This is a genomic window from Streptomyces sp. NK08204, assembly GCF_020400585.1.
Classification (GTDB): domain Bacteria; phylum Actinomycetota; class Actinomycetes; order Streptomycetales; family Streptomycetaceae; genus Streptomyces.
This window is the reverse complement of the sequence record NZ_JAINVF010000019.1, coordinates 102,150-120,055: the sequence shown is the minus strand read 5'-3', so window position 1 is coordinate 120,055 and position 17,906 is coordinate 102,150. Positions and strand designations below refer to the sequence as shown.

Below are 17,906 nucleotides of genomic sequence, written 5' to 3'. Positions count from 1 at the left end.
CGCCACGGCTGCGCGCCCGCGGCTCCGCCACGGCTGCGCCCCGACGGCTCTGACGCGGGCGCGGCGGCTCGCCTTCGTGTCGTCCTCCCACTGTTCTGCCCAGCGCATGGGTCGCACTCACGTTTCCCCCGGGTCGGGCCCGTCGTCCCTGGGTGTCCCGTCGCCGCCTTCCGGAAGCGGTCCCTTCGTTTCCCCGGGGCGGCCCCGTCGTTGAGCCCCGCGTGAGGCATGCACTAGGAAGCGCACGGCGCGCCGGGGCCGCGCTGGTCGCGGCACTGACATGGGCGGCTCTGCTGGCCGGCTGCTCCTCGGTCGGCTCGGGCGGACTGGACCTCGACCGGATCCTGGGCAAGCCCCCGGCCCCCGAGGACGCCATCCGCATCACCCCGGACGACGGCGGCAGGGACGTCCGCCCCGGCACGCGGCTGCGGGTACAGGTGCCCGGCGGGCACCTGGAGAAGGTGAGGGTCACCAGGTCCCAGGACGCGCAGGACTACCCGGTCCCCGGCCGCATCAGCGCCGACGGCCTGACCTGGAAGCCCGACCACGAACGGCTGGCGCTCGCCGCCAGGTACACCGTCGACGCCGTCGCGCTGGACTCCCACGGCCGCCGCTCGGCCCGGCACACCACCTTCACCACCCTCGTCCCCGACGAGCGGTTCATCGCCTACGTCACCCCCGAGAACCGCTCCGTCGTCGGTACCGGGATGATCGTCTCCCTCTCCTTCAGCCGGGAGATCGCCGACCGCGCCGCCGTCGAACGCGCCGTCCACGTCACCGCCCGGCCCCCCGTGGACGTCCGCCCGCACTGGTTCGGCGCCTCCCGCCTGGACTTCCGCCCCCAGCGCTACTGGAAGCCCGGGACGGAGGTCAGCGTCGAGCTGCGGCTGCGGGACGTGCAGGGGGCGCCGGGCGTCTACGGCCTCCAGTACAAGAGGTTCGGCTTCACCGTCGGCCGCAGCCAGGTCTCGCTGGTCGACGCGGCCAAGCACACCATGGAGGTGCGGCGCGACGGAGAACTGCTCGCCACCGTGCCGGTCACCGCGGGCGCCCCCAAGCACCCCACCTACAACGGCAAGATGGTGGTGATGGACATGCTGGAGGTCACCCGCATGAACAGCCGCACGGTCGGCTTCGGCGGCGAGTACGACATCCCCGACGTCCCGCACGCCATGAAGCTCACCGGATCCGGCACCTACCTGCACGGCAACTACTGGGCTCCCGACGCCCCCGGCCGGGTCAACGTCAGCCATGGCTGCGTGGGCCTGAGAGACGTCAAGGGCGGCAGCTCGGGCACCCCCGCCGGCTGGTTCTTCGACCGCAGCCTCATCGGTGACGTCGTCGAGGTCGTCAACAGCAAGGACAAGACCGTCGCACCCGACAACGGCCTCGGCGGCTGGAACCTGAACTGGCAGGAGTGGACGGCGGGCAGTGCGGTCGACTGACCCGGTGAGCCCGGTGAGCCCGGTGAGTCTGGTGAGCCCGGTGATTCCGATGAGTCTGGTGAGTCAGGTGAGCCGGCAGCGGTCAGTCGTGGGAGGCGTTCGGGTCGAAGCCTTCCGGTGCCTGGTCGAGGAAGGCGGAGACCGTGGTGATCCGGCCGCCCTCGTCGAAGACCAGGATGTCGGTGCCGGTGGCGAACGACTCCTTGCCGCCCGCCTCGATCCGCCACATCAGCCGGGCGCGGCCGTGCAGGATCTCCGGCTCCCGCCTGCTGCTGAACACGGCGCCGCCCATGTGCTGCGTGAACTGTTCCCGGAAGCCGATCAGCGCGGACGGCCCGCTGAGCACCCCGATCAGGGCGTAGTACCGGACGTCCTCGGTGAACACCGCCGCGGCGAGGCGCTGCTGCTCCCCGGGCTCCTGGGCGTTCCAGAACCGTACGTAGTCCTCGACGGTCGCCCGGTGCTGGGCGGTGACGGTTTCGATGGTCTCGGTCATGGCCGACTCCGTTTCCTCTGGCTGGCGTTGCGCTTTCCGACCTTGCGCCGCCGAGCCGCCCGGCGTCGATAACCCGCGAGGTCATTGCCGTCCGTGCGGTGATCGGACAACCTCGGGGCATGGTCACCAAGGAGCCCGTCGGGCAGCTGGTACGACGCTGGCGGGAGCACCGGCGCCGCTCGCAACTGGATGTCGCGGTCGCGGCCAACCTCTCCACCCGGCACCTGAGTTACATCGAGACCGGGCGGGCGACCCCGAGCCGGAACATGATCGAGCGGCTGTGCGACGAACTCGAGGTCCCGCTGCGGGAACGCAACGCCTGGTACCTGGCCGCCGGTTTCGCGCCGGTGTACCCCGAGCGGTCACTCGCCGACCTCGGCGCGGCCCGCGCCGCCGTGGACGCCGTACTCACGGGCCACGAGCCGTACCCGGCGCTCGCGGTCGACGCGCGCTGGGAACTGCTGACCGCCAACCGCGCGGCGACGGCGTTCCTCGCAGACCTGCCGCCCGCGCTGTGCACGCCTGCCGTCAACGTGCTGCGAGCCACCCTGCACCCGGACGGCCTGTCGCGGCGGATCCGCAACCTCGCCCAATGGCGCGGGCACGTGCTGCGCCGGATCCGCCGGCAGTTCGCCCGCACCGCGACGGAGGGCCTCGCCGAACTGCTGGCCGAGATCGAGTCCTACCCGGTCCCGGCCGGCCACGGCGACGACGAGCCGGTCAACGACCTGGCCGTCCCGCTGCTGCTCGCCACGGACTTCGGTGACCTCAGTCTCCTGTACACCACCACGGTGTTCGGGTCCCCGCGCGACGTGACACTCGACGAGATCGCCATCGAGACGTTCTTCCCCGCCGACCCGGCCACGGCGGAACTGCTGCGCACGCTCGCGGCGCGGGCTGGGTAGACACACCAGGTGAGAGGCGGGTTCTCACGGTGCAGGCGGGTGACGGAAGTTGCGACGCAACGGTGACATCCGCCTGACATCTTGCTCAAAACCCTGCGGTTACCATGCCCCCATGCGTGCGTGGGACGCGCCGGGGCGTGGGCCTGAGCAGGGCCTGTGAGGGGAGAACGACTTGAACGTGCGGCCGATATCGGGGGCATCGGTTGAGGGGCGGGGCAAGGGACGCAAAGGGCCGGCGCTGATCGTGGGCGCCCTGCTGCTCTCGCTCACCGCGTGCGGCGGGGGCGGCGCCTCGGGGTCCGGCTCCGGCGACGGCAAGGGGGGTCCGGCTGGCCAGGAGGGCAAGCAGTCCGCCGCCGCCGTGACGATCACGCCGAAGTCCGGCGCCACCGGCGTCGACACCAGCGGCGCCCTGAAGGTCAGTGTCGCCCAGGGCAAGCTGACCGAGGTCACGGTCAAGGACGTCAAGGGCGTGAAGGTCGACGGCACCATCACCGGCGGCGGCGCCTCGTGGACGCCGTCGACCCACCTGGCCGCCGCCACCAAGTACACCGTGCACGCGGTCGCCAAGGACTCCGCGGGCCGCGAGGCCGCCGAGGACTCCACGTTCACCACGCTCACACCGCGGAACACCTTCGTCGGCTACTTCACCCCCGAGGACGGCTCCACCGTCGGCGTCGGCATGCCCTTCTCCCTCCGCTTCACCCGGGGCATCACCCACCCGGCGGACGTCGAGAAGGCCGTCCGGATCAGGACCGAGCCGGCCGTCGACGTCGAGGGCCACTGGTTCGGCAACGACCGCCTGGACTTCCGCCCCGAGCACTACTGGAAGTCCGGCACGAAGGTCACCGTCGACCTGAACCTCGACGGCGTCGAGGGCCGTGACGGCGTCTACGGCAAGCAGCACAAGACGGTCGTGTTCACCGTCGGCCGCAACCAGGTGTCCTACGTGGACGCCAAGAAGCACACGATGAAGGTCACCCAGGACGGCAAGGTCATCAAGACCCTCCCGGTCACCACGGGCAAGCCCGGCTACGACACCTGGAACGGCCAGATGGTCATGAGCGAGAAGCTCACCGTCACCCGGATGAACGGCGACACCGTCGGCTACGGCGGCGAGTACGACATCAAGGACGTCCCGCACGCCATCCGCCTGACCAACTCCGGCACCTTCGTCCACGGCAACTACTGGGGCGGCGACGCCTTCGGCAACTACAACGCCAGCCACGGCTGCGTCGGCCTGCGCGACGTGCGCGGCGGCTACGACAGGAGCGTCCCGGCGGCCTGGTTCTTCAACCACTCGATCGTCGGCGACGTGGTGGTCGTGCAGCACTCGGACGAACGCACGGTGGATCCGGCCAACGGGCTCAACGGATGGAACATGAGCTGGGCCGAGTGGAAGAAGTGAGCGACGCACGGGGGCAGTGACGTACGGAGGGCGAGGGGCGGGACACCCGGGTGGTGCCCCGCCCCTCGCCGTCTCAGGCCGTCGGCAGGGTCGTGCGCGCCGGGAAGCCGGCGAGCAGGTCCACCTCCACCGGCTCGTCCGTCCGGTCGTCGATCAGGGTGACGCGGACCGCCGGATTGCCGGTGGTGTCCCTGGTCGCGTGCGGGTCCAGCGCGAACAGCACCGTGACCGGGCGTGCCGTGCCGTCCGGGTCATGGACCCCGGCGAACTGCAGGAAGCGCCAACCGTCGGCCTCCCAGTGGTCGATCAGCCCGGAGCGTACGACCGGCGAGGCGGCCACCCAGGCCAGCGAACGCTCCAGCAGTTCGACGGAGGCGGCGACCGGCACCTCCTCGCCGTGGTTCCCGAGGAGCGGGTGGCCGAAGACCTTCAGCCGCGTCCTGCGCAGCGGGACCAGCCACAGGTGGTCCAGGTCGCTGGATACGGCGACCAGCACGGCCAGGGCGACGGCCAGGACCGCGACCGACGCCACCGGGTGCCGGACGGCCTCGGTCCACCAGGCCGTTCGTGCCCCGACGGCCGCGGCCCCGCCCGCCACGACCAGGCCCGCGCGGGCGAAGGCCCGCCAGGAGACCGGGCCGTTGTCCCGCGCGGTGCATCCGCAGGACGACTCCGGAGCGGTCGCCCGGGCGTACCCGAGGTATCCGAGGAAGCCGGTTCCCAGGACGGTCGCCGCGACACCCGGACCCACGGTGGCCGGCGCGGCCAGCAGGCCGACGGCGACCGCCAGTTCCACGGCGCCCGTGGCCCGCAGGACCAGCGTGGCGCGGCGGCCGTCGTTCAGGACGCGGACCAGCACGGTGCCGGCCGCCTGGCGCGCGACCTGCCGGCCGAACGCCTTGCCCGCCCCGGTGACGGCGAGCAGGACGCCGAGCAGCAGCGGCACGAGGCTCGTAGCGAGCGTTGCCATCACGTACCCCCTGGCTCAGTGCCCGACGGTGATGCGGGCGATGTCCACGCTGTCGTCCGCGGGCCGCCAGGCGCCGAGCACCTGGGCGTGCTGCCCGATCCGCAGTTGCGAGAGGTCCGAGGTGAGGGCGCCGCCACGGAAGGACGCGGTGGTCCTCTTCGTCACGATGTTGCCGACCAGGGCGTTGCGGCCGTGGCTGAGGTGCAGCCGGGACCGCTCGATGCCGCGGACGGTGACGTAGAGGTTGACGATGTTCACCCACACCGCGTCGGCGGCCATGGTGCCGTCGGGCATGTCGACGCCCCGCGCGTACAGGCCGTCGCCGGGCTCGATGGACTCGGCGGTGACGGTCTCCAGCTTCCAGATGCTGGTGGCGTTGGTGAGCTGGATGAGCCGGTGCCCGCCGTCGGATTCGACGACGTCGAGGACACGGCCCTTGATCTGGCTGACGCGGCCGTCGACGAAGGACGACTTGGAGATCGCCGGGTCCAGGGAGGGCATCGGGGCGGCGAACGCGGCGTCCGCGTCCAGGGCGCCGAGCGCGGAGGCGCCCACGATGGTGGCGCCGCCGAGCGCGGCGGTCGTCAGCAGGCGGCGGCGGTCGAGGCTCTTGCCGGCGGTCATGGTCGTCCTCCTCACTCGTAGATGTAGACGGGGAGCAGCCCGGAGCTGAGGCTGCCGATGGCGGAGTAGGCGGAGGGGGTCAGGTCGAGGACCCGGTTGGTCCGGCACGCGCCGTTGCAGCAGGTGGCCTCGCCGCACCACAGCTGGGTGTTGGGGCCGCAGTCGGCGAGGGTGACGCAGACGGTGGCGCCGGAACACTGGTGCTTGACGTTGATCACGGCGCCGCAGCCGCGTCTGGGCATGTTCTCGCCGCAGGCACCGGGGTTGGTGACGCTCCAGCAGGCGGACGAGAGGTTGGGCCAGGCGGCCATGTGCTTGCTGGACTGACAGGTGCCGCAGGCGCCGGTTCCGGTGCTGCCGCAGGGTCCCCATGAGCTGCCGCAGCAGAACCAGGAGGTCTCACCTGCCCATAGCGCGGTGGATCCGCAAGCCATTGCTTGTCCCTTCGTCGGTCGGGGAGTTCAGTGCACCGCTCGATGTGGGGGGTTGAGTAGTGCATGACAATGCGCGACGAATCGGCTGTGGGATGGTGCTTCGGCCACGCCATGATGCGCGCTTCTACGCGCGTTGGCCAGAGGGGGCGCTGCTGCTTCGTGTGAACGCCCGCTAACCTGCGGGCATGACCGTCACTCTCGAAGTCGCTGAAGGCGTCGGAACCCTGCGCCTGGACCGCCCGCCGATGAACGCCCTGGACGTCGCCACCCAGGACCGACTGAAGGAACTCGCCGAGGAGGCCACGCGGCGCGACGACGTGCGCGCCGTGGTGATCTACGGCGGCGAGCGGGTGTTCGCGGCGGGCGCGGACATCAAGGAGATGCAGGACATGGACCACACCGCGATGGTCCTGCGCGCCCGCGCCCTGCAGGACTCCTTCACCGCCGTGGCCCGCATCCCCAAGCCCGTCGTCGCCGCCGTCACCGGTTACGCGCTCGGCGGCGGCTGCGAACTGGCCCTGTGCGCCGACTACCGCATCGCGGCCGACAACGCCAAGCTCGGCCAGCCCGAGATCCTGCTGGGCCTGATCCCGGGCGCCGGCGGCACCCAGCGGCTGCCCCGGCTGGTCGGCCCCTCCAAGGCCAAGGACCTGATCTTCACCGGCCGGATGGTGAAGGCCGACGAGGCCCTGCAGATCGGCCTGGTGGACCGGGTCGTCCCGGCCGCCGAGGTGTACGAGCAGGCGCACGCCTGGGCCGCGAAGCTCGCCCAGGGCCCGGCGATCGCCCTGCGCGCGGCGAAGGAGTCCGTCGACACCGGCATCGAGACCGACATCGACACCGGGCTCGCCGTGGAACGGAACTGGTTCGCGGGGCTGTTCGCCACCGAGGACCGGGTGCGGGGCATGCGCAGCTTCGTCGAGGAGGGGCCGGGCAAGGCGAAGTTCCTGTGATCCTCGCGACGGATGTCGCGGTGTGAACTCGCCCTGGCCTGCTTGCGGTGCACGACGTCTCACCCGGGTCCCTCGATGGGGCTGATTGCGGGAGCCTCGAGGCGGCCTTGACTCCGCTGTGTCGAGGGAGCCTGACGATTGCCCGGAACTGAGCCGTCGTGGCAGGTCGCAGCGGTCGAGTCGGACATACCCATGCCGTCGGCATATGCCGATCGAGTGGCCCGGAACGGGGTCGTGCGAGGGGCGTATTCCTCCGGAACGGCCCCGAAGGCGGCTCCGGACGGCCATCATGGGGGGCATGGCGGGGCTGGAGGGCATCGAACAGCCGCAGGGGCACAGCCGTGCGACCGCGGCACGCTGGTCGCCGGCGGTCGAGGACGAACACGCACTCAAAGCGCTCGAACTGTTCGGCGACCCGACCGAGGCGGAGGTACCGCTGCCGTCCCGCCCCGAGTCCGCGGCCACTGCGCGCCGGCTGACCCAGGTCGTCGTCCTGCGCCACTGGCGGCTGACGCCCAAGCTGGCCGAGGACGCGGTCCTGCTCGTCTCCGAACTCGTCGGCAACGCGGTACGACACACCGGCGCCCGCGTCTTCGGCCTCCGCATGCGCCGCCGCCCCGGCCGGATCCGCGTCGAGATCCGCGACCCCTCCCGCGGCCTGCCCTGCCTGATGCCGGTCCAGGAGCTGGACGTCAGCGGACGCGGCCTGTTTTTGGTGGACAAACTCTCCGACCGCTGGGGCGTCGACCTGCTGCCATGCGGCAAGACAACCTGGTTCGAGATGCGCGTCGCCGACCGCTGAGCCCGGCCGTGGACGGGTGGCTGGTCGCCGGGGTCGTCATGCGGGGGTCGCGGGCGTGCGCCGCCGGCCGATGAGCCCTGCCGGGGTGTCGTCGGGGCGGCTCGTCCATCGTTGGTGCGGCCTCGCGGGCGTCGATGCGCGCGGGCGGGCCCGGGCCTTCGCCGCAGGTGTCGGCACCAGGCCGGCTGCCGCGCCGTAGCAGCCCGTGACGACCCGTGAAGAGTCGTGAAGACCCGTGAAGACCCGCGATGAGCGGAGTGGCAATCCCCCCTGCTGTCGCAGGCATTGCGGGCGCTGCGACCCGAAAATGTCCCCCGAATGGGGCAATCGGTGATTTTCTTACCAATCACCTCTTAAATGGTGCGGGTGACCACGACCAACCGACGCGGAGTGCTGCGCGCGGGCACCGGGCTCGTTGCCTCGTGCGCGCTCGCCGCCGGTTGCGGCGCCGAACCGGCCGCCGCCCCGCACGCCACCGCCACCTCCGCGGCTTCCGGCTCCGGCCGGCGTCCCGCGGGTGCCGTCTCCCGGACGGCCCCCGGCCCCCGCGCCTACCCGGGGCAGCCCGCGCAGATCACCCACGGCCCGCGCAGCCGTCCCCAGGTAGCCCTCACCTTCCACGGCCAGGGCGACCCCGCCCTGGCCCACTCCCTGCTCACCGCGGCCGAGCGGCGCGGTGCCCGGCTCACCGTCCTCGCCGTCGGCACCTGGCTGGACGAACACCCCGACGTCGCCCGCCGCATCCTCGACGGCGGCCACGACCTCGGCAACCACACCCAGCGGCACATCGCCGTCAACACCCTGACCGAGGCTCAGGCACGCAAGGAGATCACCGACTGCGCCGACCGCCTCAGACGGCTCACCGGGTCCATCGGCACCTGGTTCCGGCCCTCCCGCGCCCCGGCCGCCACTCCGCTCGTCACCCGACTGGCCCGCACCGCCGGCTACCCGCACGTGCTGGCGTACGACATCGACTCCCTCGACTACACCCGGCCCGGCGCCCGCGCCATCACCCGCAAGATCCTCGCCGAGGTGCGGGGCGGATCGGTGGTGAGCCTGCACCTCGGTTACCCGGACACGGTCGCCGCCCTGCCCGACGTCCTCCACGAACTCGACCGCCGCGGACTGCGCGCGGTCACCACCACGGAGCTGCTGAGCTGATGCGATCCACGAAAGCCGCCCGCCTGCTGGCCGCCTGTGCCGCCCTCACCGCCCTGTCGCTGCTGTCCGCGTGCGGCGCGGGCTCCGAGCAACACGAGAACGAGGCCCTCGGCAGCAAGGCACCGGCCCCGCCACAGGTGAGGAAGCCGCAGGTGAACGTCCTGCCCGGCATGCCCCCGGTGCTGGACCCGAAGGACGTCTACGCCGCCGACCGCCCGAACCGGCTCTCGCCGGTGGTCAGGAACTTCCCCTCCCGGGTGTACGTCCCCAACACCAACTCCGACACGGTGACGGTCATCGACCCGACGACCTACCGGATCCTCGAGACCATCCCGGTCGGCCGCCAGCCCCAGCACGTGGTGCCCTCCTGGGACCTGAAGACCCTCTGGGTCAACAACGACCTCGGCAACAGCCTGACCCCCATCGACCCGAAGACCGGCCGGGCCGGCCGGCCGGTCGCCGTGCATGATCCGTACAACCTGTACTTCACACCCGACGGCAAGTACGCGGTCGTCATGGCCTCCATGGACCGGGCACTCGTCTTCCGCGATGCGCACACCATGAAGGTCGTGAAGTCCGTGCCGGTCAGCTGCTACGGCGTCAACCACGCCGACTTCTCCCGCGACGGCCGCTACTTCATCGTCTCCTGCGAGTTCAGCGGCGAGATCCTCAAGGTCGACACCGCGAAGAGGAAGGTCGTCGCGCAGGAAAGGCTGCCGCTCCACGGTGCCATGCCGCAGGACGTCAAGGTCTCACCCGACGGCAAACGGTTCTACATCGCCGACATGGTGGCCAACGGGCTGTGGATCCTGAACGGCGACACCTTCGAGCGGCCCCGTTTCCTCGCCACCGGCAAGGGCGCCCACGGCCTGTACGTCAGCCGGGACTCCCGCGAGATGTACATCTCCAACCGGGGCGAGGGAACCATCTCCATCTTCGACTTCAGCCGGAACCGGCTCATCGGGAAATGGCATCTGCCCGGCGGCGGCAGCCCCGACATGGGCGGGGTCTCGGCCGACGGCCACGTGCTGTGGCTGTCGGGCCGGTACAACTCCGAGGTGTACGCCATCGACACCCGCACCGGCACGCTCCTGGCCCGCATCAAGGTCGGCAGCGGTCCGCACGGCCTCGCCGTCTACCCCCAGCCCGGCCGCTACTCCCTCGGCCACACCGGCATCTTCCGCTGAAGCAGCAGCTCCGAGCCCACCGGCCGGTACCCGGCCGCCTGGAACGCCCGCAGACTGCGGGCGTTCCCCGCCGAGACCTGCGCCCACACCGGTTCTCCGGCCAACTGCCGTGCCGCCGTCACCAGCGCCCGCCCCAGCCCCCGGTGCCGTACCCCCTCCTCGACCTCCACGGCCACCTCCAGCCGGCCCCCGACCCCGCGTCCCAGCACCAGCAGCCCGCCGTCCGCCGCCCACACCCGCACCGCCTCGCGCCGCTGCCGGGAGCTCATCACCCGGGGATGGGAGGGCTCGGTGACCTCCCGCAGTGCGAGCGTCGGGCCGTCCGGCAGCGGGGAGCCGACCAGCAGCACGTCGATCGTGTCGCCGCGGCGGCCCGTGCGGTCCATCAGGGCGGTCAGGAAGCGGGCGTTCATGGCGGCGGCCAGGGCGTCGCTCTCCCGTTCGGCCGCGCGCAGTGTGCCGTACACCCAGTCCGGGTCCTGGTCCGTGAACACCACCGAGTGCGCGGTGAACGCCAGCACCCCGGCGTCCCGCTCCGAGGGCTGCGGCACGACCGTCGTACCGCCGTCGGCCGGCGGGAAGACGCCACCCGCCGCCGCGTCCAGGATGTCCCGCAACGTCTGCATCACCACGCTCCTTGAGTCTCCGTCCACTGGAAGGCCCAGACTCCCAGCCATGGCGGAAGACGGCACCGGACTCTTCGCCATCCGTGGGCCGTTCCGCGGACGGCTTCCGGCACCGGGCGCCGCCTTCGTCGCCCGCCTGGAACCGATCCGCACCCTGCGCGAGCCGGGCCTGGCTCGTCCGGCTGTCCGCCGCCGGACGGCACCGCTGACTGCTCGCCCCCGTGAGCCGGCGGCCCGCACCACACGTCGCCTGGGTGGTCGCCGCACTCCGCGCTGAGGAGGGCCGTTAATCTGACCAGCGTCAGTACGCCTGCACGGCATGAGAAAACGAACAAAAGGGGCGGATCGGTGGCGGACATCGAGGAAGCACGCAAGCAGTTCCAGCGGATCGACGCGAACGGTGACGGGTTCATCACCGCGGCCGAGTTCAAGCACGCCCTGGCGCAGGAGGGTGACTGGAACGTCACCGAGACGGTGGCCGAGGCCATCATCAGGACCCGCGACCTCAACGGCGACAAGGTCCTGTCGTTCGACGAGTTCTGGGCCTACCTGAGCAAGTGAGGTGAGCGAAAGGGGGTGCCTGCTTCCGGTGGGGAGGGGCACCCCCTTCGTCATGCAGGAGCAGGAGCGGGATGTCAGGGCGCGGCCCACTCGCGCAGTGCGGACGCGTGGGCGAACGCGGCCACGCTCCTGTCGTGCGGGTCGCTGGAGTACTGGTGGAAACGCCACTCGGCATTGATGCGGGGATGGCCCGCGGTGACGTAGTCGGCGATCCACAGGCCGTCGCCGGCGTACGAGGTGACGTCGACGTTCAGCCAGTACTCCCGGTTCGTGTAGAGCAACACGCGGTTGTGCGGCCGGAGTCTCTTCAGAGTCCGGATGAACAGGTCCTTGTCCGCGTTGCTCGCGTGTGTCCCGGCACCGGTGGTCTCCCAGTCGACGGCCAGGAGGTCACCCGGGTGCTCGGGCGCGTGTCTGACGAAGTGCTGGGCCTGGTCGGAGAGGTGACCCGGCCAGAGGAAGTGGTAGAAGCCGACCACCAAGCCGGCGTCCCGCCCCCGTTTCGCCTGGGCGGACAGTCGTGGATTGACGTACGAACGCCCCTCCGTCGCCTTGACGAAGACGAAGGAGAGGCCGTCCGTGCCGTAGGAGGACGACTGGAAGGAGCTTACGTCGATGCCGTGCAGCATACGGTCGTTGTGCCCCTGTTCCCGCTTGCGGAACGTCCATGCGCGGAACCCTCACGATCGGGTCCGCGCCGCGAGGTCAGCTCCTGGCCGTCGCCGAGCTCAGCACCGACGCCGACTTCGCCGACCAGTCGGAGGTGATGACGCTTGCGTGATCCCCTGCCAACAGGGCGAGCCGGGCAGCGACTTCCGCATCGGTCGGGTCGGTGGAGGAGATCGCCGGAGACACCTTGTCGGCGGCCGTCATGATCAGGATGTAATGGCTGGTGGAGTAGAAGGACGTGGCGTAGCCGTTGTTCACGTACGTCGCCGCGTCACCGTCGAAGAACACGAACCAGGGCCGGATCGAGGCGTCGTAGCGGCTGGTGCGCGGGTCGCCGTTCTCCGCGCCGAGCACTGCCGGGAAGGCCTGTGCGCGCGTGATGTTCCCGGCCGTGTACAGGTCGCGCAGATGGTCCCCGTACTCCTCGTCCGTCCAGTAGTGGTCGAACGGGTTGGACTGCTCCACCGTGCCGGGGATCAGCTCGAAGAGGAACTTGCCCTTCAGTGCGTCCCGGGCGGGCCAGGCGTCGGCCTTGGCCGCCGCGTCCAGCGAGGTGTACGTCCCGCCCAGCAGGTCGGAGGGCTTGTAGACGCTGCTGCCGAGCTTCTGTGACACGAGCGTGTCGAACTCGTCGGGGCCGAGGCCGGCGTTGTTGGCGAAGCCCACCTTCATCTCCACCTTGAAGATGATGGGCGGGTGGTCGGGGTGCAGTTGGTTCCAGGCCGCGATGTTGTCCAGGCAGCCGCCCAGGTCCTGGTTGCGGTTCTTGCTGTACAGCTCGCCGGGCGTGTCCGCGTCCTCGCAGTTGTTGTCGTTGCCCCACGGGTTGCTGTGACTCACGCGCCACCGGTGACTGATGGTGTCCACATAGACGTCCAGCTCCAGCAGCGAGGCGCCTGAGTCCAACGCCTGTGCGAAGTAACTGTATTTAGCCTTGTCGTACGCGTTGTGCGTCCCGATCGCCGTCGTCCCGGAGAACTTCGGCGACGCCGCGTGAGCGTTCCCCGGCGCCACCGCCAACAGAGCCGCGGCCGCCGCCAGCGCCGCCGCCCGTCTCACCGACCCAATCCCGCGCATGCCTCAAGTCCCCTTTGCTGTCGGACCAGTTGGCGGCAGCGTAGGGTCAAGGGGTTACTGCGCGGTAGCCCTTGGGGGAACATCGACCACGGAGCCGGAGGGCGTCACCGGACCGGTGTGCGGCCGGAGAGGGGGCGTTCAGGCCCTCGCGCTGCTGCCGTCCAGCAGCCCGGCGAGCCTGCTCACCTCATGGTCGATCTCGCGGGCGCACGCGTACAGCACATGCCGGGGCCTGCCCCACGGGTCCGCGATGTCGTCCTCGGCCGATGGGACCGGGGCGGCGGTTCCTCTGCGGGCTGCCGCGACCGCCACCGCGGCACAGCGCCCCGAATCCACCCGGAACTCCCCGCTCCGCACTCCGCCCGGTCCGCCGGTGGCCAGACGCACGAACTCCTTCAGGGTGAAGCAGCGCCGCAGCGCCGACGGCACCAGGCGCACGGCTGCCTCCCGGTGCTCGCGCGCGAGTCCGAGGACCAGCGCCGCTCCCGTGACGAGTTGGGCGGTGAGCGGGCGGGCCGCGAAGCCCGAGCCGTCACCGCCCAGCTCCTCCAGCACCGCCCTGGTGGACGCCTCCATGTCGGAACAGGGCAGCGCCTCCGTGCCGGCGCTCTCCGGCCGCACGGCCGAGCCGGGCGGGAGCCGGATGGCCAGCAGTCGCTCGGCGAGCACCGAACGGTGCACGTTGCCCGTGCAGACGAACAGGACCCGGGTCATTTCCGGCCCGTGCCCCGCGTACCCGAGGTGATGCCGGCCTTCTCCGGGAAGGCCGAGGCACGGGGAGCGGGCAGCTCGCTGTACCGCCCGTAGGTGCCGTAGAGGTCGCCCTTGGGGGCGGGAGCCATGCTGAAGACGGTACCGAGGATGCGGACGCCCACGCGTTCCAGCGACGCCGCGGCGGTGCGAACCTGGTCCCGGCTGGTCTTGGCCGCGCGGACGACGAGCAGCGCGCCCTGGGTCAGCGAGGCGAGTCCGACGGTGTCGGCGACGGGCAGCAGCGGCGCGGTGTCGACGATCACGACCTCGTAGGTGTCGGCCAGCTCGTGCAGCACCTCTTTCATGCGCGCCGAGGCGAGCAGCTCCGTGGGGTTCGGCGGCACGGCGCCGGCGGCGAGTACCGCGAGCCGGCCGGACTGCTGCATCACGTCCTCGATACGGGCCTGTCCGATGAGTACCGTGGTCAGACCGGCGTCCTGGACCAGCCCGAAGGCCGCGGCCACGCACGGCCGGCGCAGGTCCCCGTCCACCAGACAGGTGGAGATGCCGGCCTCGGCGAGCGAGAGGGCGAGGTTCACCGAGGTGTTGGTCTTGCCCTCACCCGGCACGGAACTCGTCACCACGATGATCCGGGGCGGGTCGTCGACCTGGGAGAACTGCAGATTGGTGCGCAGTTTGCGGAAGGCTTCGGCGCGCTTTGAGTGCCCGTCGGTGCTGACGAGCGGCTGCCGGGGGGCGTTCTTGTCGTACGGGATGGTGCCGAGGCCCGGCAGCGCGATGAACTCGCTCAGCGCCTCGCTGGTCTTGAGCGTGGTGTCGAGGTTCTCGCGCAGGGCGACCACGCCGGCACCCAGCAGCAGGCCGGCCACCACCCCTGCGGACAGGTTCAGCAGGGGGCGGGGCGAGACCGGTCGGGCGGGGGGGACGGCTTCCTGGGTGACGCCCAGGGAAACGGGTGATGTTGCGGCTCCGCCGCCCGTCAGGACCTTTCCGGGCGGCACCGGGCCAGGGTTCTGCCTGGGCGTCTCCAGCCGCTCGACGACCGCGCTGAACCGCTCCGCCACGGCATTGGCGATGAGCGCCGCCCGCTTGGGTGTGGTGTCCCGGACGGCGATGTCGATGAGCACGGTGTTGAGCGGTGCGGCGGCGGTGATCCGCGAGGCCAGCTCCTCCGGTGTGGTGCGCAGCCTCAGCTCCTTCACCACGGGCCCGGTGACCTGACGCGTCGTCACGATCGCCGCGTACGACTGCACGCGCGCCTGCGAGAAACTCTGCCCCTGGTTCAGCTGGGCGGAGTCCTCGCCGCTGCGGGTGGCGACGAAGAGCTGAGTCCTGGCCTCGTAGACGGGGGTGACCAGGAACGTCGCGGCGAGTGCCGCCCCGCTCGCTAGCACCAGGCAGGCCACGACGGTAGGCCAGCGCCTGGCGAGAGCCTTCAGGAATCCGTGGAGATCCAAGCTGCACCCCTCATAGGACCGAAGGGAACAGCCCGAAAGTGGACATTCTGTTCCCTGTTGCGCACAGCAGACGATAAGGATTCGCGGGTTGCGGAGGGAGTAGCCACCCCCGTGTCGGCCTGTCGTGCTACCCCATCTGGTGAGTCCTGGGCGGAGTCGCGCTAGTCGGCTTAGATATGTCCCATTTATTCGATATATCCAGTCTTGGTAACTAGATCTTGAGTCCGGCCGACGTCAGCCGGGCCGGACTGGACCTAAGCCGAGGAGAGTGAGTGAAGAAAATGACGGCATCGCCCAGATGGCGCGTCGCACTGGCATCGGCGGCATCCGCCGCCCTGCTCGTCGCCGCACCGCTGGCAGCGACTCAGACCGCCTACGCGCAACCATATCCACCATCGACGAGGCTCCTGTCGGTCAGTAGGACCGACGTGTCAGCCGGAGATTCGCTGAGCTTCAGCTCGAGAGATGTGTTCGCCCCCGGGGCGGGCGTCACGGCGCTGCTGGAGTCAACGCCGGTCGTCCTCGGTCACTTCCGGGCCGACGCCCACGGGGCGGTGTCGGGAACCGTGACCATCCCGAGGTCGACCCCGGGCGGCTGGCATGTCTTCCGGCTCACCTCGGACAACCCGGATCCCAGCATCGGCACGAGCATCTACGTGGAAGGCGTGGTCGGCTCGCCCCCGCCGACGAGCCCGCCTCCGACGAGCCCGCCCCCGACGCATCACCCGCGGCCTGAACCCTCGCACACGCACCACCCTGGCGGACACCACGGAGATGACGGAGGCCACCACCACGGACAGGGGGACGACGGACGCAACCCCTACGACCCGGGGCGCGACCCGCACCATGGCAGACTCGCAGACACGGGCAGTGAGAAAGCCATGGCCTTGGGCGGCGCCGCAGCGGCACTGCTCTTGACGGGCAGCGGCACGATGCTGGCCGTGCGCCGTCGCCGTAATTCATGACGGAGAGAGACCTCCGCAGGGAACCCTGGCGCCCCGGCTTCGGCCGGGGCGCCAGGCGAATGTCCTGGCCCGGCCGCTTCGGCGGCGCGGCACCGCACCGTCGTCGCACCCTCCCGACCGCCCCGCCGGCCCGCGCCGAGCACCCGCTCGCCGACGCCGGCCCGGTGCCGCGCCGAAGGCGCTGGTGGACAGCCGTCACAGGGCTGCTCAGCCGTTCCCGCCCCATGGCCGCCCAACGGCACCTCGCCGCCCGGCCGCAACCGCTGACGGCCGCGTCGGCGCCGGGCTCCGCCTTCCACGGGGGCCTGCGTCCGCCCGGGAACGTCACCTCACACCGCCGCGAGACCGTCCGCCCTGCCGCACGGCGCCGGGTGACAACCGGCCCCTGGGGTCGCACCGCGCGAGCGGTCACCCCCGGCCCGCCGCGGCAACTCCTGACGACACCGCTGTGCACCGCGCTGACGGCGAGGGGCGCGTGCGATGCGTGAGCGCCTGCGGAGCATGGGGACGGCGGCCCTCATCGGTGCGCTCGCGCTCGGATCGTGCGCGGCCGGAAAACCGGCGGACGGAGGCACCGACGCCTTCGACGGTGCGGCCCGCCGGATCGCCGGCGGGCGGCTGACCGCCGCGCACGGCGTCGAGCGCCTGCGGGTCAAGGTACTCCGCGTCCTGCCGCACGACCCCAAGGCGTTCACCGAGGGCCTTGAGATGGCCGGCGGCACGCTCTACGAGAGCACCGGGCTGTCCGCCCGGTCCTCCGTACGGGCCGGACCTCCGGGCAGACCGCCCACCGTGCGCGCCGCGCTTCCCGCACCGCTCTTCGGCGAGGGCATCACGGTGCTCGGCCGAACCCTGTGGCAGCTGACCTGGCGGGACCGGATCGCCATCGAGCGCGACGCCAAGACGCTCGCGGAGCTGCGCCGCGTTCCGTACCCGGACGACGGCTGGGGCGTGTGCCTCCAACGGGCACGGCACCGGCTGGTGACGAGCGACGGCTCGGCCCGGCTGACGTTTCGTGACCCCGCCACCCTTGCGAGGACGGGCGAGGTCGTCGTGACCGACAGGGGCCGCCCGGTGACGGAGCTGAACGAGCTGGAGTGCGTCGGCGCAGCCGTGTACGCCAACGTGCTCTTCACCGACCGGATCGTACGCATCGACCCGGCCACCGGAGCGGTGACGGCGAGCATCGACGCGTCGGGCCTGCTGCGCGGCGACGAGCTGGTCCCGGGGTCCGCGTTGAACGGCATCGCGGCCGTCCGGGGAACGGATCAGTTCCTGGTGACCGGGAAGTTCTGGCCCAAGATGTTCCGAGTGGTGTTCGTCCCGGCATGAGGAACGGGCGACCGGACCGCGCAGGACACCCGGGGTCCCTGGAGACCAGCGGGGTCACGTAGGCCATAGGTGTGGTGCTGTTCCGGCGGACGGCAGGTCGCCGTCGTCTCCCCGGCCCGT

Annotated in this window: 18 protein-coding genes; 9 read left to right on the top strand and 9 right to left on the bottom strand. The window is 71.1% G+C overall.

From position 1 onward, the window contains the following. The first annotated feature begins 221 nt into the window (after window positions 1-221). Entirely contained in the window at window positions 222-1,445 is a 1,224-nt protein-coding gene (locus tag K7G59_RS25205) for an Ig-like domain-containing protein (protein WP_225837967.1), read from the top strand. Window positions 1,446-1,527: 82 nt separating this feature from the next. Here the strand turns inward: K7G59_RS25205 and K7G59_RS25200 are convergent, their stop codons facing one another. After that, window positions 1,528-1,941, bottom strand: coding sequence for a nuclear transport factor 2 family protein (locus tag K7G59_RS25200; RefSeq protein WP_225837964.1), 414 nt, complete (start codon window positions 1,939-1,941; stop codon window positions 1,528-1,530). A 119-nt stretch (window positions 1,942-2,060) separates the two neighbouring features. Between K7G59_RS25200 and K7G59_RS25195 the strand changes: the two genes are divergently transcribed. Together K7G59_RS25195 and K7G59_RS25190 are read left to right on the top strand one after the other, a co-directional pair. After that, window positions 2,061-2,846 (top strand): helix-turn-helix domain-containing protein, encoded by a 786-nt coding sequence (locus K7G59_RS25195; RefSeq protein ID WP_225837962.1) that lies wholly within the window; start codon window positions 2,061-2,063, stop codon window positions 2,844-2,846. 172 nt (window positions 2,847-3,018) lie between these two features. Continuing rightward, window positions 3,019-4,254 (top strand): Ig-like domain-containing protein, encoded by a 1,236-nt coding sequence (locus K7G59_RS25190; protein WP_225837960.1) that lies wholly within the window; start codon window positions 3,019-3,021, stop codon window positions 4,252-4,254. Window positions 4,255-4,327: 73 nt separating this feature from the next. On the opposite strand, the gene K7G59_RS25185 is transcribed toward K7G59_RS25190, so the two are convergent. The 3 genes from K7G59_RS25185 to K7G59_RS25175 are packed head-to-tail and all read right to left on the bottom strand — an operon-like array spanning window position 4,328 to window position 6,159. After that, complete coding sequence (locus K7G59_RS25185; RefSeq protein ID WP_225837958.1) at window positions 4,328-5,224, bottom strand: MauE/DoxX family redox-associated membrane protein; 897 nt, start codon at window positions 5,222-5,224, stop codon at window positions 4,328-4,330. A gap of 15 nt (window positions 5,225-5,239) precedes the next feature. Further along, on the bottom strand, window positions 5,240-5,848 hold the full coding sequence (locus K7G59_RS25180; RefSeq protein WP_225837954.1) for a cell wall protein: 609 nt from the start codon (window positions 5,846-5,848) through the stop codon (window positions 5,240-5,242). Window positions 5,849-5,859: 11 nt separating this feature from the next. After that, entirely contained in the window at window positions 5,860-6,159 is a 300-nt protein-coding gene (locus K7G59_RS25175) for a septal ring lytic transglycosylase RlpA family protein (protein WP_225837953.1), read from the bottom strand. A gap of 308 nt (window positions 6,160-6,467) precedes the next feature. On the opposite strand from K7G59_RS25175, the gene K7G59_RS25170 reads away from it, so the two are divergent. The 4 genes from K7G59_RS25170 (at window position 6,468) to K7G59_RS25155 (ending at window position 10,385) form a co-directional block, all read left to right on the top strand. Continuing rightward, the gene (locus K7G59_RS25170; protein ID WP_225837952.1) at window positions 6,468-7,235 is read left to right on the top strand and encodes an enoyl-CoA hydratase/isomerase family protein; all 768 of its coding nucleotides are present in this window, start codon (window positions 6,468-6,470) and stop codon (window positions 7,233-7,235) included. Between the two features lie 298 nt (window positions 7,236-7,533). Further along, window positions 7,534-8,037: an ATP-binding protein gene (locus K7G59_RS25165; protein WP_225837951.1), complete on the top strand. Its 504-nt coding sequence runs from the start codon at window positions 7,534-7,536 to the stop codon at window positions 8,035-8,037. A 357-nt stretch (window positions 8,038-8,394) separates the two neighbouring features. Continuing rightward, window positions 8,395-9,198, top strand: a complete 804-nt coding sequence (locus tag K7G59_RS25160; protein ID WP_225837950.1) for a polysaccharide deacetylase family protein — start codon at window positions 8,395-8,397, stop codon at window positions 9,196-9,198. After that, window positions 9,198-10,385, top strand: coding sequence for a YncE family protein (locus tag K7G59_RS25155; RefSeq protein ID WP_225837949.1), 1,188 nt, complete (start codon window positions 9,198-9,200; stop codon window positions 10,383-10,385). Before K7G59_RS25160 ends, K7G59_RS25155 begins: the two co-directional genes overlap by 1 nt. Here the strand turns inward: K7G59_RS25155 and K7G59_RS25150 are convergent. Beyond that, a complete protein-coding gene (locus K7G59_RS25150; protein WP_225837948.1) occupies window positions 10,352-11,011 on the bottom strand; it encodes a GNAT family N-acetyltransferase in 660 nt (219 codons plus the stop codon). The two genes, K7G59_RS25155 and K7G59_RS25150, sit on opposite strands and share 34 nt — an antisense overlap. A 348-nt stretch (window positions 11,012-11,359) precedes the next feature. Here K7G59_RS25150 and K7G59_RS25145 point away from each other — a divergent pair, with 348 nt between their 5' ends. Next, window positions 11,360-11,572 (top strand): EF-hand domain-containing protein, encoded by a 213-nt coding sequence (locus K7G59_RS25145; RefSeq protein ID WP_225837945.1) that lies wholly within the window; start codon window positions 11,360-11,362, stop codon window positions 11,570-11,572. Window positions 11,573-11,646: 74 nt separating this feature from the next. On the opposite strand, the gene K7G59_RS25140 is transcribed toward K7G59_RS25145, so the two are convergent. The 4 genes from K7G59_RS25140 to K7G59_RS25125 form a co-directional block, all read right to left on the bottom strand. Continuing rightward, on the bottom strand, window positions 11,647-12,201 hold the full coding sequence (locus tag K7G59_RS25140) for a glycoside hydrolase family 25 protein (protein ID WP_225837943.1): 555 nt from the start codon (window positions 12,199-12,201) through the stop codon (window positions 11,647-11,649). A 76-nt stretch (window positions 12,202-12,277) separates the two neighbouring features. Next, on the bottom strand, window positions 12,278-13,318 hold the full coding sequence (locus K7G59_RS25135) for a Ca2+-dependent phosphoinositide-specific phospholipase C (RefSeq protein ID WP_225837941.1): 1,041 nt from the start codon (window positions 13,316-13,318) through the stop codon (window positions 12,278-12,280). 138 nt (window positions 13,319-13,456) lie between these two features. Beyond that, the gene (locus K7G59_RS25130; RefSeq protein WP_225837938.1) at window positions 13,457-14,032 is read right to left on the bottom strand and encodes a low molecular weight phosphatase family protein; all 576 of its coding nucleotides are present in this window, start codon (window positions 14,030-14,032) and stop codon (window positions 13,457-13,459) included. Further along, complete coding sequence (locus K7G59_RS25125; protein WP_225837936.1) at window positions 14,029-15,489, bottom strand: polysaccharide biosynthesis tyrosine autokinase; 1,461 nt, start codon at window positions 15,487-15,489, stop codon at window positions 14,029-14,031. Before K7G59_RS25125 ends, K7G59_RS25130 begins: the two co-directional genes overlap by 4 nt. Before the next feature lie 1,445 nt (window positions 15,490-16,934). Here K7G59_RS25125 and K7G59_RS25120 point away from each other — a divergent pair. Beyond that, window positions 16,935-17,786, top strand: coding sequence for a glutaminyl-peptide cyclotransferase (locus K7G59_RS25120; protein WP_225837934.1), 852 nt, complete (start codon window positions 16,935-16,937; stop codon window positions 17,784-17,786). Window positions 17,787-17,906 lie beyond the last annotated feature (120 nt).